Genomic DNA, 12,913 nt, shown 5'->3' with positions numbered 1-12,913 from the left:
TCGGATCATCCAGAAAATCTCTGCGACCCACTTGCCGGGCAAACGCCAACAAAGTAGTCTCGAACGAAAACAAAATGCGGCATTCCCGACACGCGCTCTCGATGATGTCGAGGGAAACCAAGCCGCCTGCGAACCACAGATTAAAACCAGCGTCACGTCATCTATCACCCGCTTCAAGCGAGGATTTACCCATGGCCAGATACCAGTTTTTTACCATTCCGGCATCCAATCGGCAGCAATACACCTTTATCGACATGGCATCTCCGACTTTTTTGAGTGAAAAGGCGGCACTGCTGACCCAAGGATTCGAGGTGGAGGAGGACTTTATTGATGCGACCAGTCCACGGGAGGCCGTCGAGAAGTACCAGTCCAATTTTCTCTATGTAGCGGACGAGATTGGCAAGTCCGATAGCAGCTACGCCGCGGCCGTAGCCATGCTGGAGATTGGCAAGGGGTTATTGGGCAATAAAGCCCGCTGAGATAAGGTACAGCGGTGAAGAGTGGTGGCCATCGTGGCAACGCGCCCGATGGCCATATGGCAAGACATCAATTCGGTGATTTAGAAGCGCCCCAGCTGCTGGAGCATCTCGATCAGCTCCTCTTCGCTGCTCGGCTCATAGGCCAGCTGAAGGCTCGGCGCAGCGCCCCCCATCAGCATGTAGACGTTGGTGCTGCAGTGGTCGTAGTGATACCACTTACCGTCGATACAGACGTCGGTATAGCATCTCGGGTCCCTTTTCAGTTCCATATGCACATCCTTTTGTTACATCCCATCAACATCACTCCTGACCGTAAAATAACCACCGAGGTTCACGCTTGATGCAGATCAAGGGAAGCGGCTGAAAGGGACAGATATCAGCCAGATCTGTGGCCTGCGGATGCCCCGAGCCACCATAGGTTATCCGAATGAAGACGGGCCGAGTGCCCTGTCATATCGCCGGATGGCCCCCGGTAACAAAAACGGCGCCCGCAGGCGCCGTTTTTTCATTCCCGTCATGTTATTTCCACCGACGGGGTAAACAAGCAAGAGGCTTATTCGTCTTCCAGATAGGCGTAGCCTTGCAGGCCCAGCTCCAGCTCGTCGAGCAGGGCTTTGCGAGTGGCATCGTCCAGCGCCGGGTGAGCGGCGATCCGCTGGTAGTTTTCGCGGATCACGGACGGGTCGATGTTGACGTAACGCAGCAGCTGGTCGACGGTGTCGCCGCGCACCACGTTGCGAATGTCCATCTTGCCCTCTTCGTCCAGCCACACTTCCGCGCAGTGGGTGTCACCAAACAGGTTGTGCAGATCCCCCAGGATCTCCTGATAGGCACCGACCAGGAAGAAGCCGACGTGGCACTCTTCGTTCTCGCCGTAGACCGGCATCGGCAGGGTGCTCTCGACCCCCAGACCGTCAACATAGTGCTCGACCTGACCGTCAGAGTCACAGGTGATATCCATCAGGATACCGCGACGGGTAAGCGGACGATCGAGACCCGCCAGCGGCATCACCGGGAATACCTGACCGATACCCCAGGCATCCGGCAGGGACTGGAACAGGGAGAAGTTGGCAAAGCACTTGTCCGCCAGCTTTTCACTCAGCTCGTCAGCCAGCGCACGGTGGTTGCGGTTGACCGGATTGAGCATCTCTTTGAGTGCCAGACAGGTGTTCTGGTGCAGCATCTCGGCCCAGGCACGCTGTTCAAGGTTCAAGAGGCCCATGGTGTACTGGGTGTTGACGTCACCCAGATCTGCCACCGAGTCATGGAAGATCTCCAGCAGGGAGGGATCTTCGCTACGCAGATCCAGCCAGCCTTTCCACATGTTCTGCAGAATGGTCGGCGCATCTTCGTCCGGCGCGCTGATGTCGTTCATCTCCACCCCTTCGGCACCAATGATATTGGTGACCAGCACGGCGTGGTGGGCGGTCAGGGCACGGCCAGACTCGCTGATGATGGTCGGGTGCGGCAGGTCGAACTCGCGGCAGACATCGCCGATGCCCCATACCACGTTGTTGGCGTACTCGGAGAGGCTGTAGTTGGCGGAGCAGTGGCTCTGGGAACGGGTTCCCTCGTAGTCCACCCCCAGGCCGCCACCGACGTCCACGACTTCGATGTTGGCACCGAGGCGACGCAGTTCGGCGTAGAAACGGCCGCACTCGCGGATGCCGCCCTGAATGTCGCGGATATTGGCGATCTGGGAGCCCAGATGGAAGTGCAGCAGTTGCAGACAATCCAGCTTGCCCAGCCCGCGCAGACGTTCGATCAGCGCCAGGATCTGGGAGGCGGAGAGACCAAATTTGGACATGGAGCCACCGCTCGATTCCCACATGCCGGAGCCGGTGGAAGCGAGCTTGGCACGCACCCCGATGTTGGGCTTGATGTTGAGACGAGCTGACTCGTCCAGCACCATTTCCAGTTCGGAGGGCTTCTCCACCACGATGTAGACCTTGTGGCCCATCAGGTTGCCCAAGAGGGCGTGGCGGATATATTCGCGGTCTTTGTAACCGTTGCAGACGATCACCGAGCCTTGCTCATGGTGATGGGACAGCACGGCCAGCAGTTCCGGTTTGGAACCAGCTTCCAGGCCAAGCCGGGGCTTGTCGCTGTAGGACTGGCTGATGGTCTCGATGACACGACGCTGCTGGTTTACCTTGATCGGGTAAACGCAGAGGTAGTCCCCTTCATAGCCTGACTTCTCGATGGCCTGACCAAAGGCGTTGAACAGCGCATCGACCCGACTCTTGAGAATGTCGGGGAAGCGCAGCAACACGGGGGTGGTCAGCCCGGACTGACGCAACTGTTCGATGGCGTCAGAGAGCACAATATGCGCGTCAGGGCGTGATTTGTCGGGGGCGACGGTCACATGACCGGCGTCATTGATATTGAAAAAACCCGCACCCCAGTAGGGAACGTTGTAGACCTTCAAGGAGTCCTTGCTGGACCAGTTAGTCATGGGCTATGCCTCGCAAATGAGCGACCCAAAGTCGCCTTCGTTACCCTCAATCACATCCAGACCATCTAGTGCAGAGTACGGCGAGCGCTGCCATCACGAGATGCAGCCACCCAAACCAACGCTTTGCACATCGCGGCAAGCCAGAGGCTGCCTGGTGGATCTTGGGGAAGTAACGAGTCTTGATGTGGGGCTGGTGGCTTTACATCAAGCTCAACGGTATGCGGTGCCACTATGCCGTAGCGCCGCGGTACTTTGATGACAGACGACATCAGCCACGCCGTCAGTTCATCATTCGGCAGCGATCCCGACAGAAGGAGAGGGTTCCAAGGAAGAGAAGCGAAGGCGCCAGCACGCATGCGTGTTGATAGACGACAACAACCACAGCCCACCTCACCGTCAGTGACCGCCCATGACAAGGGAAGATGATGAGCCGGTGGCCCACTCGGTCAAATGAAGGATGAGAGTCTGTTGTTCTCCCTGATACCGGAGCCTAACCGGTATTAAAGAAACCATTCCCCAGCAGTGTCTGTCGTTTCTGCGTGCCTCGCCCTATAGGCGTATGATCGGTCGGGTTTCTGGCGGCTCTGCCTGCTTCAGGGTTACCCTTGGATCGGCGCGGAGTGTACACACTTACCGCGGGCAGTGACAATAAAAAATAGTGTTCAAAATCCCCTTTTAATAAGTCGATCAAATCTTGCTGGCGGGCAGGCGGGCTCTGGGATGGCGCAGGTTATGCGACAGCCCGATTCCCCCTTGAAAAGTGTGCGAAAACGCCATGGTTGGGCTGACGCCTTGCTGTGCGGTCGCTGAGGGGAATTTGGCCGCTTCCGCCAGCGCCTAAATATTGCAATAAATGCCACATTTATGCGCTCTCCCTCCCGGACGTTGCCCCGCGCGCCGCACATTCGCCGCTCTTCCCTTGCGTCAAAAAATGGGAAAAACCTGCGCTGACGCAATGAGTGTCCCGCACGGATTGGCCACAATGACCGCTCACAATCGGTTAGAGGCTGACTAATGGATACCCTGCTTGAGCGTTTTCTGCGTTACGTAACTTTTCATACCCGCTCCGATGAGACCAATCCAGCCTGCCCCAGCAGCGAAGGCCAGCTGATCTTTGCCCGTGCCCTGCAAGAAGAGATGAAGGCGCTGGGGCTGAGCCAGGTCACCCTGGATGAAAACGGCTACCTCACCGGCTGCCTGCCGGGCAACCAGCCGGACGCCCCCGCCATCGGCCTGATTGCCCACATGGACACCGCCGACTACGAGGCGGAGCACGTAGTACCGCAAATCATCGAAAACTATCAGGGCGGCGACATCTGCCTTGGCAAGGGTGACGAGGTGCTTGCCATCCGTGACTACCGCTTCCTGAAAAACTATCTGGGTCAGGATCTCATCACCACCGACGGCACCACCTTGCTTGGCGCCGACGACAAGGCGGGCATCGCCGAGATCCTCACCGCCATCGACCACCTGCAGGTCCACCCCGAGATCCCGCGCGGCGATATCTGGATCGGCTTTACCCCAGATGAAGAGATTGGCCGCGGCGCCAACCTGTTCCCGCTGGAGAGATTCCCTGCCAAGTGGGCCTATACAGTGGATGGCGGCGAACTGGGCGAGCTGGAGTATGAAAACTTCAACGCCGCCAGCGCCACGGTGCGTTTTATCGGCAATAACGTCCACCCCGGCACCGCCAAGGGGAGCATGATCAACAGCCAGACTCTGGCCGCCCGCTTCCACGCTGCCATGCCTGCCGAGCAGACCCCGGAGTGCACCGACGGGTATGAGGGCTTCTTCCATCTGGCCCAGATGAACGGCACCGTGGAGGAGAGCACCCTCCACTACATCATCCGTGACTTCGACGACGAGCACTTCGCCGCACGCAAAGCCGAGATGCAGAGCCGGGTCGCCGCCCTGCAAGCCGAGTATCCGAAGGCCCGCATCGAGCTGACCCTGACCGACAGCTATCGCAACATGCGCAGCCAAATAGAGCCGCACATGCATATCGTCGAGCTGGCTCGTGCCGCCATGGAGGCCGCCGACGTGGTGCCCAAGATCAAACCCATTCGCGGTGGTACCGATGGCGCCCGCCTCTCCTTTATGGGTCTGCCCTGCCCCAACCTCTTCACCGGTGGTCACAACTTCCACGGCAAGCACGAGTTCATCCCGCTGCAATCCATGGAAAAAGCGGTCGCCACCCTGGTGGAGCTGGTGCGCCTCACCGCAGCCTGGCGCGGTTAATCGGTAGCTGTCATTACCAGGGCAAAGGGGGGAGCCGGTCAACCGGCCCCCCCTTGCTATCTGGCCATCCCCCATCAGGAAAGAGAAACAGGGAGAGTCGCTCAGGAGCAACTGGCTGCCACTGCCATCAAACTGTCATCCCGCTGACATGTCGCGGGAACAGTGTCACATCATGCTGGGAGCAACGGATCGCCGGAGCCCTCCAGATGTTCACTATCGATACCCTGCTAACCCAACACTTCCCCCGCCTGCTTGGCTACCCCCTGCTCACCCCGCTGTTAAAGCGGCTGCTGGGCTGGCTGCTCAACGAACGTGCCTTTGCCGACTTTGCCACCCGCTACCCGCACCTGCGCGGCCTCGACTTTGTCGAGCAGGCGCTGACCCAGCTCGATTTCGACTATCGGGTCAGCGAGGCGCAACTGGAGCATATTCCCGCCAGCGGCCGGGTCATTCTTGTCGCCAACCACCCAATCGGCTCGCTGGACGGACTGGCGCTGCTGCAACTGCTCGGTCGCATTCGCCCCGATGTAAAGATCGTCGCCAACCAGCTGCTGGCCCAGCTCGCGCCGCTGCGCCCTCTGCTATTGCCGGTAGACAATATGGAGGGCAAGACCGATCGACAGGCCATCCTCGCTATGAATGAACACCTCGCCCATGAAGGGGCGCTGGTGATCTTCCCCGCAGGTGAAGTCTCGCGGCTTGGCCTCAAGGGGGTGAAAGATGGCCCCTGGCAGGCAGGCTTTATCAAGCTGGCCCAGCGCACCCGCACCCCGCTGGTGCCCATCCATCTGGGGGGACGCAATAGCCTCTGGTTCTATCTCGCCTCCTGGCTCAACAAGCCAGCCTCCGCCCTGTTGCTGGTGCGTCAGCTGTTTCGCCAGCAGGGGCAGACCCTGCCGGTGACCATAGGGGCGCGCATTCCGCTCGGCAGTTTTCAGGAACTGCCCGCCAAGACGGCGGCGCGGCTGGTGCGCAACCACCTCTACCGGATTGGCCGTGGCAAGGCGGGACGGCTGCAGACCGAGGCCCCCATCGCCCTGCCGGAGGATCGCCGCCAGCTCAAACAGGCCATCGAAAGCTGCGAACAGCTCGGCACCACCCCGGATGGTCAGGGGATCTACCTCTACCGCCGCCATGAACTGAGTCACTCGGTGATCCTGCGCGAGCTGGGGCGGCTGCGGGAGATCGCATTTCGCGCGGTGGGGGAAGGATCCGGCAAGCGGCGGGATCTCGATGGCTTTGACAACGACTATCACCACCTGATCCTCTGGGATCCGGCCCGACTCGACATTATCGGCGCCTACCGCTTTGCCCCGGTGGCGGAGCTGCTGGCCAGCAAGGGGAAGGATGGTATCTACAGCCACACCCTGTTCGGCTTTGAGGATAAGCTGCTGCCCCGGCTGGAGCAGGCCATCGAGCTTGGCCGCAGCTTTATCCAGCCCGCCTACTGGGGCAAGCGGGGGCTCGATTATCTCTGGTTCGGCATCGGTGCCTATCTGGCCCGCTATCCCCGCTACCGCTACCTGTTTGGCCCGGTGTCGCTCTCCGGCAGCCTGCCGCCGGCGGCCAAGGATATGCTGGTGAGCTTCTACCGCCAGCACTTTGCCCCCGAGCTGGCGCTGGCCCCCTCCCGCCGTCCCTACCCCGAGACGCAACCTCTGTTCGAGGGGTTGGATTACGGCGCCGACCTCAAAGCACTCAAGGCCCGCCTCGACAATTTGGGCTGCGCCATCCCTACCCTCTACAAGCAGTATTCCGAGCTGTGCGAGCCGGGCGGCGTCCAGTTTATGGATTTTGGCATCGACCCCGACTTCAACCACTGCATCGACGGGCTGGTGTGGGTCGATGTGAGCCGCATCAAGTCCCACAAGCGGGCCCGCTATATCGGCAGTCATCTGGCCGAGCCGCGCTTATAACCCTGCTGGAGCCAGGCAAACAGCCAAAGGCAAAAAAGGAGAGAGAGGCCATCGCCTCCCTCTCCTTTCGCTCTCATGCTCAGCACCTTTTCGAGGCGCTCGGCCCATCTGGCGTTACTCGGCCGCCTTGCGATCCGAGTGGCCGAGATCCCGCTCAGGGGCGATAACATCGCGCACCCGCTGCTTGATCTCCTTGGCCTCGGGGAAGCCGTCATCGACCACTCGATCCCACACCTGCACCCCGCCCACCAGAATGCGGAACTCCCCCTTGCTGGCCGGCACCAGCGCCACCTCCCCCAGATCGCTGTCGAAGGTGGAGAGCAGCTCCTGCGCCAGCCAGGCGGCGCGCAGCATCCAGCGACAGAGGGTGCAGTAGCGGATTTCGATGCGGGGTTTGCTGATCAGGGTTTCAGACTCGGTCATGAGTGACTCCATAAAAAAGCGACAATGGCGGGAAGTGGCGTACCGCTGCCCAATGGCCGCTCCCGGTTTGGTCAAATCAGTGCTGATCAACCCCATGAAAATCGGCCAGCCAATGGCGGGCAATGGTACGCATCGCCGATTCTGGCAGCTCGAACAGGCCGGGAGCAAGAGGGCCTGCCGCCAGCATCCGGATCCCTTCCATAATCTCCGCCAGCACCAGATAGACATATTCGCCAATCACGGCGCCATGAACGAAGTTGACCGCCTCGCCCCGGTTGAGCAGGTAGATCTGGGTACCATCCGGCCGGTTGAGGGCCAGCACATGGGGGCACACCTCTTCGCTCGGCCACGGCAACTGGGCCAGCGAGAAGGCGAACTCGTCGTCAGCCGAGGTGACCGAGGCCACCATGGTGCCGGGGCGCAGCGCCTGCAGATCCGCCAAATCCAGCGAGCCGTTGCCGGTAGAGCAGATCACCAGCTCGGCGCGGCTCAAGGCTTCAGCCTTGGTGATCAAGCGAAAACCGTGAGAGAGCGCTTCGACCTGTCGCAGCACATCTGTTTCCACCAGCCCGAGATGGAGGTTGCGACAACGCAGGTCGCGGGCGATGCTGCGCCCCACCTTGCCATAGCCAAACAGCACGGCTTCGCAGACGTTGAAAGTACGGTTGAGATTACGAGCCAGCGACTCCGCGGAGTAGACCACGCTCAAACCAATCTGGATATCCTCGGCCTGCTTGAGGGGACTGCGTGCCACCGACACCACCGGGGTCGCCAGCACCTCCTGCTCATAGCGCTGATGGCCGTTCTCGGTCATCTCCACCACCCCGAGGAAACGGGGGCCGAAGTATTCACTCAAGGTCACCTGGGTTTTGGCAAAGTAACCACCAATATCGAGGATCAGCAACCGCTCGTGGGGGGCCACCAGCGGTGCAATCTGCTGGATGAGGCTGTCGGGTTCATTGGTCCAGCGCCGGTTGAGGGGCAGCACAGGATAGTGCTGGGATACCCACTCCAGGGTCGGACCGTGTACCGATTTCGGTTTGGGCAAAATGGCGCCAATCCGCCCAATCCGGGAAAGCGCTTCGACAAAACGGGGGCGATCAGGAAGCAGGTGAGTGACCAGCAGAATGCAGAGACCATCGATACGTCCCTGTCCGGTGAAATGGCGAAAAAACAGATGCTCAGATCCTTGACTGCGCAACTGTGGCCTCCTTATGTGCCGCAAAGCAGGCAAACAGAACCCAGCGCGGCCGGGTTCTGTGTGTGTCCAAATAAAATGAAAAACCTTTTTATCTGAAACACATAGGTGGCTCAATCATTATCTGCCAAGAGTATGAGCGGGTATGCAAAAATGACTGTAATTGCCTGTTTTTCATGCAAAAATCAGTACAAAGAAGCAGCAGGCCACACCCACCACAGGCTGAGCCCGGTTCCCGCGGCAGCAAGCAATATCAGCCCACCCCAACGCACTGGCCACGGTTTGTCACGCAACACCCACTCCAGCAGCGGCAGCAACCAGACCGGCAGCAACACCACCAGCGGCACCTCCACATATTGCCAGGCCAGCATCTGGACGAAGGCGAGGACCAGCGCCAGACCGGCTGGGGCTACCTTGATGCCAACAAAGGTGGCGAGCAGGGCGCGAAAACCGGCGAAAGCGGCCAGCGCACCGGCCAGCTGGGCAATCAGCAGACTACCATCGATGCCGATCACCAGCGCCAGCCAGATAAAGCCGAGGGCAAACCCGAGCCCCTCGCGGCTATCACAGCGCAAGGTGCTCCAGCCAAACCAGAGGATGGCGGGCAGTAGCGCCAGCCAGATCCCGGGTTCGCTCACCAGTACCGAGGCCAATCCCTGCCACCACACCAGCGCACTGATCACGGCAAAGAGCAGCAACGAGCCGCGTTGATCGTTCACCTGAGCCGCGATGACGGGGACCAGCAGGGTCAGCGGCAGCCACTGCCACGCCTTGGCCGGAATACCATAGAGACCGCCGAGCAAGGAGCCCACCAGCCAGAGCGCCAGCGCGCCCCACAGATAACCCAGTCGCGGCCAGCGCCACGATAGCAAAGCGGCTCCCAGAGGAGCCGCCAGGGTTTGCAGCAGAAGTTCCGCGCCCATTACTTGCGTACGCCTTCGACAAACAGGTTGATGTTCATCTCGTCCGGAATGCCGGGCAGCATGTAACTCACGCCAAAATCACTGCGCTTGATGGTGGTGGAGGCGTTGAAGCCACTGCGGTAACCGCCCCAGGGATCCTTGCCCTCGCCAATTTTGACCAGATCGAAGGCCACTTCCTTGGAGACACCGTGCAGGGTCAGGGTCCCTTTCAGCACGCCTTTATCCTTGGTGCCCTCGTAAGCGGAGCTGACGAAGGTCATCTTGGGATACTGCTTCACGTCGAGGAAGTCAGGACTGCGCAGATGCTTGTCGCGGGCCTCGTGATTGGAGTCGACGCTGGCGGCATCCACTTCAAAGCTCGCCTTGGCGGCCGCCGGGTTGGCGTCATCCATGCTGAAGGTGCCGCTGAAGGTGTTGAAGCGACCCACCAGCTCGGAGAAGCCCAGGTGACCCACCTTGAACTGCACCGTGGTGTGCGCCGCATCCACATCATAATCCGCCGCCATCAGAGGGGTAGCCATAAACAGGCAGGAGGCCAGCAGAGCCTTGGTCATTTTCATCCGTTCGTTCCTTCATCTTGGGGTTCACATCAGTGGTTAAAATGCTAACCTCGTTCTGAAGATGAATAATCAGTGATTTATTAAATTCATTATTTACTGAGGATGGAAAATGGACCAGATCGCCGCCATGCGTACCTTTATCAAGGTGGTGGAGTGCCAGAGCTTTACCAAGGCCGCCAACCAGCTCGGCATCTCGGTCGCCATGGCCTCCAAGCTAATGCAGCAGTTGGAGGAGTCCCTCACCACCCGGCTGCTGTCGCGCACTACACGCCAGGTCAATCCCACCGAAGCGGGGCAGTTCTACTACCAGCGCTCCCTCGCCCTGCTGGCGGAGCTGGAAGAGACCCACAGCCAGCTGACCCACCACAACCAGCAGCCGAACGGCACTCTCAAGCTCTCGGTGCCGATGGATTTTGGCTATCTGCACCTCTCCCCCGCCCTACCGCTGTTTCGCCAGCGCTTTCCCGATCTCAAGCTCGATATCGAGTACAGTGACCGGCGGGTAGCGCTGGTGGAAGAGGGGTTCGATCTGGCGCTGCGGATCGGCCACCTCAGCGACTCCTCGCTGGTGGCGCGCCAGCTTGCCACCATTCGGGTCGAGCTTTGCGCCAGCCCCGCCTATCTGGCACGCAAGGGCAGACCGGGAAAACCCGAGGATCTCAAGCAGCACGACTGTCTGATCTACACCCTGACCCAGCCGGAGTGGCACTTCAAACGGGGAAGCGAGCAGCAGAGCATCCGGCCACAGGGGCCGCTGCGGGCCAACAACGGGGTGGCGCTGACCCGCGCCGCTTGTGATGATCAGGGCATCATATTGCAGCCCACCTTTATCGTGGGGGAGGCCCTGCGGTCAGGACAGCTGGTCAGCCTGCTGCCGGAGTGGGACAAGGGAGATGTGGGACTTTATGCGGTCTATCCGCACCGCCGCTTCGTCTCGGCCAAGGTGCGCTGCTTTATCGAGTTCGTGCAGGAGCGCTATCTCGCCCCGCAACAGTGGGATAAGCCGTGATGATTGCCAGAGCAGAGGATAGGGCCTGACTGTCCGGCCTGCTAGTCCGGCTTGAAACCTAACGCTGGCCGGATGCGGTGGTGGATGCGGCAACAGGGGTGAGCTTGGCTAGCAGACGCTCCTGCTCGGGGTGCAACTGCCAGCGTGGCAGCCGGGTGCGGACAACCGACAACTGCTGTTCACTCAGGGCATAGGGGAGCGCCACTTCAATCTCGGGGCAGTCAAACATGGCGGCCAGCTGCAGGATCAAAATGAGGTTTGCCTCGTCGGTCTTGTGCTTGTTGACCCGTTTGCGGATCTCGTGGCGCAGCTGGGTTTCGGGGTCCTGGGTCATCGCCTGCCAGCCGAAACCGAACAACGGCACCAGCGCGCTGACAATCCCCAGCGCCGTCATCGGCTGCTTGGGGGGATGATAGAGTGCGTTGAGATCCAGCCGAACAGGATTCTGACGAACCTCACCCTCACCAAATAAAATCGTTTTCGTCATTGGATTACCCGTTATATTCCACTAGACTGCGCCGCATATTTTACCCCGATATGCCAACGAGGTGCTGATGCTAAGCGATATCGAGATCTCCCGCCAGTCCCCCCGTCTCTCAATCCACGCGCTGGCAGAACGCCTCGCCATCCCCCAGCACCTGCTCAGCCCTCATGGCCACTACAAAGGCAAGCTCAGCCTCGACCTGCTCACGTCTCAGCCCACACAGAGCGGCAAGCTGGTACTGGTGAGCGCCATCACCCCTACCCCGCTCGGTGAAGGGAAAACGGTGACCACCCTTGGCCTCTCCATGGGGCTCAACCATATCGGCCAGCCCAGCATCGCCACTATCCGCCAGCCGAGCCTCGGGCCGGTATTCGGGGTCAAGGGGGGCGCAGCCGGTGGCGGCCACGCCCAGGTGGTTCCGATGGAGGAGATGAACCTCCACCTCACCGGCGATTTTCACGCCCTGACGGCGGCCCACAATCTGGCGGCTGCAGCCCTCGATGCCCGCCTGTTCCATGAGCGCAAACTCGGCGACCAGTTCACCGCCAAAACCGGCCTGCCACGGCTCGATATCGATGCCGATAACATCCTCTGGCCGCGCACCCTCGACATGAATGACCGCGCCCTGCGCCACCTCACCATAGGTCAGGGCGGCGCAGCCGATGGTGTAGAGCGCAGCGATCGCTTCGTCATCACCGCCGCCTCCGAGCTGATGGCCATTCTGGCGCTGGCAAGCGATCTCAAGGATCTGCGCGCTCGTATCGGCCACATCCAGCTGGCCCGCGATATCCACGGCAAGCCCATTACCGCCGAACAGCTGGAAGTAGCGGGCGCCATGACGGTGCTGCTGAAAGACGCGCTGCAACCGACCCTGATGCAGACCACCGAGCAGACACCGGTGCTGGTGCACGCCGGCCCCTTTGCCAACATCGCCCACGGCAACTCCTCGGTGATCGCCGATCGTATCGCCCTTGGCCTGACCAACTATGTGGTGACCGAGGCAGGTTTTGGCTCCGACATGGGGCTGGAGAAGTTCTTCAACATCAAGAGCCGCCAATCCGGTATTACCCCCGCCTGCGTGGTGCTGGTGGCCACGGTGCGCGGTCTCAAGGCCAACAGCGGTCTGCTGGATATTCGCCCAGGCCAGCCGTTACCAGCCAGCCTGCAGGGGGAAGATCTGCCGACCCTCAAGCAGGGCTGCGCCAACCTAGCCTGGCATATCCGGAAC

12 protein-coding genes are annotated in these 12,913 nt (G+C 60.4%); 5 read left to right on the top strand and 7 right to left on the bottom strand.

Going from position 1 to position 12,913, the window contains the following annotated elements; all coding sequences use genetic code 11:
- The first annotated feature begins 191 nt into the window (after positions 1-191).
- Positions 192-479 carry a hypothetical protein gene (locus AACR14_RS09310; protein WP_019445946.1) on the top strand — a complete coding sequence of 96 codons (288 nt, stop codon included), beginning with the start codon at positions 192-194 and terminating at the stop codon, positions 477-479.
- A gap of 80 nt (positions 480-559) precedes the next feature.
- Here AACR14_RS09310 and AACR14_RS09305 read toward each other — a convergent pair whose 3' ends face one another.
- Together AACR14_RS09305 and speA are read right to left on the bottom strand one after the other, a co-directional pair.
- A complete protein-coding gene (locus AACR14_RS09305) occupies positions 560-748 on the bottom strand; it encodes a hypothetical protein (RefSeq protein WP_005334402.1) in 189 nt (62 codons plus the stop codon).
- 284 nt (positions 749-1,032) lie between these two features.
- Complete coding sequence (gene speA / locus AACR14_RS09300) at positions 1,033-2,934, bottom strand: biosynthetic arginine decarboxylase (RefSeq protein ID WP_019445945.1); 1,902 nt, start codon at positions 2,932-2,934, stop codon at positions 1,033-1,035.
- 1,014 nt (positions 2,935-3,948) lie between these two features.
- On the opposite strand from speA, the gene pepT reads away from it, so the two are divergent.
- The gene (gene pepT / locus AACR14_RS09295; protein ID WP_019445944.1) at positions 3,949-5,172 is read left to right on the top strand and encodes a peptidase T; all 1,224 of its coding nucleotides are present in this window, start codon (positions 3,949-3,951) and stop codon (positions 5,170-5,172) included.
- 206 nt (positions 5,173-5,378) lie between these two features.
- The gene (locus AACR14_RS09290; protein ID WP_019445943.1) at positions 5,379-7,088 is read left to right on the top strand and encodes a lysophospholipid acyltransferase family protein; all 1,710 of its coding nucleotides are present in this window, start codon (positions 5,379-5,381) and stop codon (positions 7,086-7,088) included.
- A 114-nt stretch (positions 7,089-7,202) separates the two neighbouring features.
- Here the strand turns inward: AACR14_RS09290 and AACR14_RS09285 are convergent, their stop codons facing one another.
- The 4 genes from AACR14_RS09285 to AACR14_RS09270 all read right to left on the bottom strand — a co-directional run bounded on the left by AACR14_RS09285 (position 7,203) and on the right by AACR14_RS09270 (position 10,192).
- On the bottom strand, positions 7,203-7,511 hold the full coding sequence (locus AACR14_RS09285; protein ID WP_019445942.1) for a SelT/SelW/SelH family protein: 309 nt from the start codon (positions 7,509-7,511) through the stop codon (positions 7,203-7,205).
- 76 nt (positions 7,512-7,587) lie between these two features.
- Positions 7,588-8,712 carry an adenosylhomocysteinase gene (locus AACR14_RS09280; RefSeq protein WP_019445941.1) on the bottom strand — a complete coding sequence of 375 codons (1,125 nt, stop codon included), beginning with the start codon at positions 8,710-8,712 and terminating at the stop codon, positions 7,588-7,590.
- A gap of 182 nt (positions 8,713-8,894) precedes the next feature.
- Complete coding sequence (locus tag AACR14_RS09275) at positions 8,895-9,632, bottom strand: hypothetical protein (protein WP_019445940.1); 738 nt, start codon at positions 9,630-9,632, stop codon at positions 8,895-8,897.
- Entirely contained in the window at positions 9,632-10,192 is a 561-nt protein-coding gene (locus AACR14_RS09270) for a YceI family protein (protein ID WP_005334411.1), read from the bottom strand. The genes AACR14_RS09275 and AACR14_RS09270 overlap by 1 nt, the downstream gene beginning before the upstream one ends.
- A 109-nt stretch (positions 10,193-10,301) precedes the next feature.
- Here AACR14_RS09270 and AACR14_RS09265 point away from each other — a divergent pair, with 109 nt between their 5' ends.
- Complete coding sequence (locus AACR14_RS09265) at positions 10,302-11,201, top strand: LysR family transcriptional regulator (protein ID WP_019445939.1); 900 nt, start codon at positions 10,302-10,304, stop codon at positions 11,199-11,201.
- 58 nt (positions 11,202-11,259) lie between these two features.
- Here the strand turns inward: AACR14_RS09265 and AACR14_RS09260 are convergent, their stop codons facing one another.
- A complete protein-coding gene (locus AACR14_RS09260) occupies positions 11,260-11,688 on the bottom strand; it encodes a hypothetical protein (RefSeq protein ID WP_019445938.1) in 429 nt (142 codons plus the stop codon).
- Positions 11,689-11,755: 67 nt separating this feature from the next.
- Here AACR14_RS09260 and AACR14_RS09255 point away from each other — a divergent pair.
- The coding region (locus tag AACR14_RS09255; RefSeq protein WP_019445937.1) for a formate--tetrahydrofolate ligase at positions 11,756-12,913 on the top strand (1,158 nt) is incomplete at its 3' end.

This window comes from Aeromonas sp. 159, assembly GCF_963862045.1.
GTDB lineage: Bacteria > Pseudomonadota > Gammaproteobacteria > Enterobacterales > Aeromonadaceae > Aeromonas > Aeromonas veronii.
Note: the sequence above shows the minus strand (reverse complement) of the source record. Positions and strands in the feature narration are given on the sequence as shown.

What these genes read in the sequence shown, in the direction of transcription:
- pepT (WP_019445944.1), top strand. Translation starts at nt 3,949, where the DNA reads ATGGATACCCTGCTTGAGCGTTTTCTGCGTTACGTAACTTTTCATACC.
- AACR14_RS09260 (WP_019445938.1), bottom strand. Translation starts at nt 11,688, where the DNA reads ATGACGAAAACGATTTTATTTGGTGAGGGTGAGGTTCGTCAGAATCCT.
- AACR14_RS09285 (WP_019445942.1), bottom strand. Translation starts at nt 7,511, where the DNA reads ATGACCGAGTCTGAAACCCTGATCAGCAAACCCCGCATCGAAATCCGC.
- AACR14_RS09265 (WP_019445939.1), top strand. Translation starts at nt 10,302, where the DNA reads ATGGACCAGATCGCCGCCATGCGTACCTTTATCAAGGTGGTGGAGTGC.
- AACR14_RS09310 (WP_019445946.1), top strand. Translation starts at nt 192, where the DNA reads ATGGCCAGATACCAGTTTTTTACCATTCCGGCATCCAATCGGCAGCAA.
- AACR14_RS09305 (WP_005334402.1), bottom strand. Translation starts at nt 748, where the DNA reads ATGGAACTGAAAAGGGACCCGAGATGCTATACCGACGTCTGTATCGAC.
- AACR14_RS09290 (WP_019445943.1), top strand. Translation starts at nt 5,379, where the DNA reads ATGTTCACTATCGATACCCTGCTAACCCAACACTTCCCCCGCCTGCTT.
- AACR14_RS09275 (WP_019445940.1), bottom strand. Translation starts at nt 9,632, where the DNA reads ATGGGCGCGGAACTTCTGCTGCAAACCCTGGCGGCTCCTCTGGGAGCC.
- speA (WP_019445945.1), bottom strand. Translation starts at nt 2,934, where the DNA reads ATGACTAACTGGTCCAGCAAGGACTCCTTGAAGGTCTACAACGTTCCC.
- AACR14_RS09270 (WP_005334411.1), bottom strand. Translation starts at nt 10,192, where the DNA reads ATGAAAATGACCAAGGCTCTGCTGGCCTCCTGCCTGTTTATGGCTACC.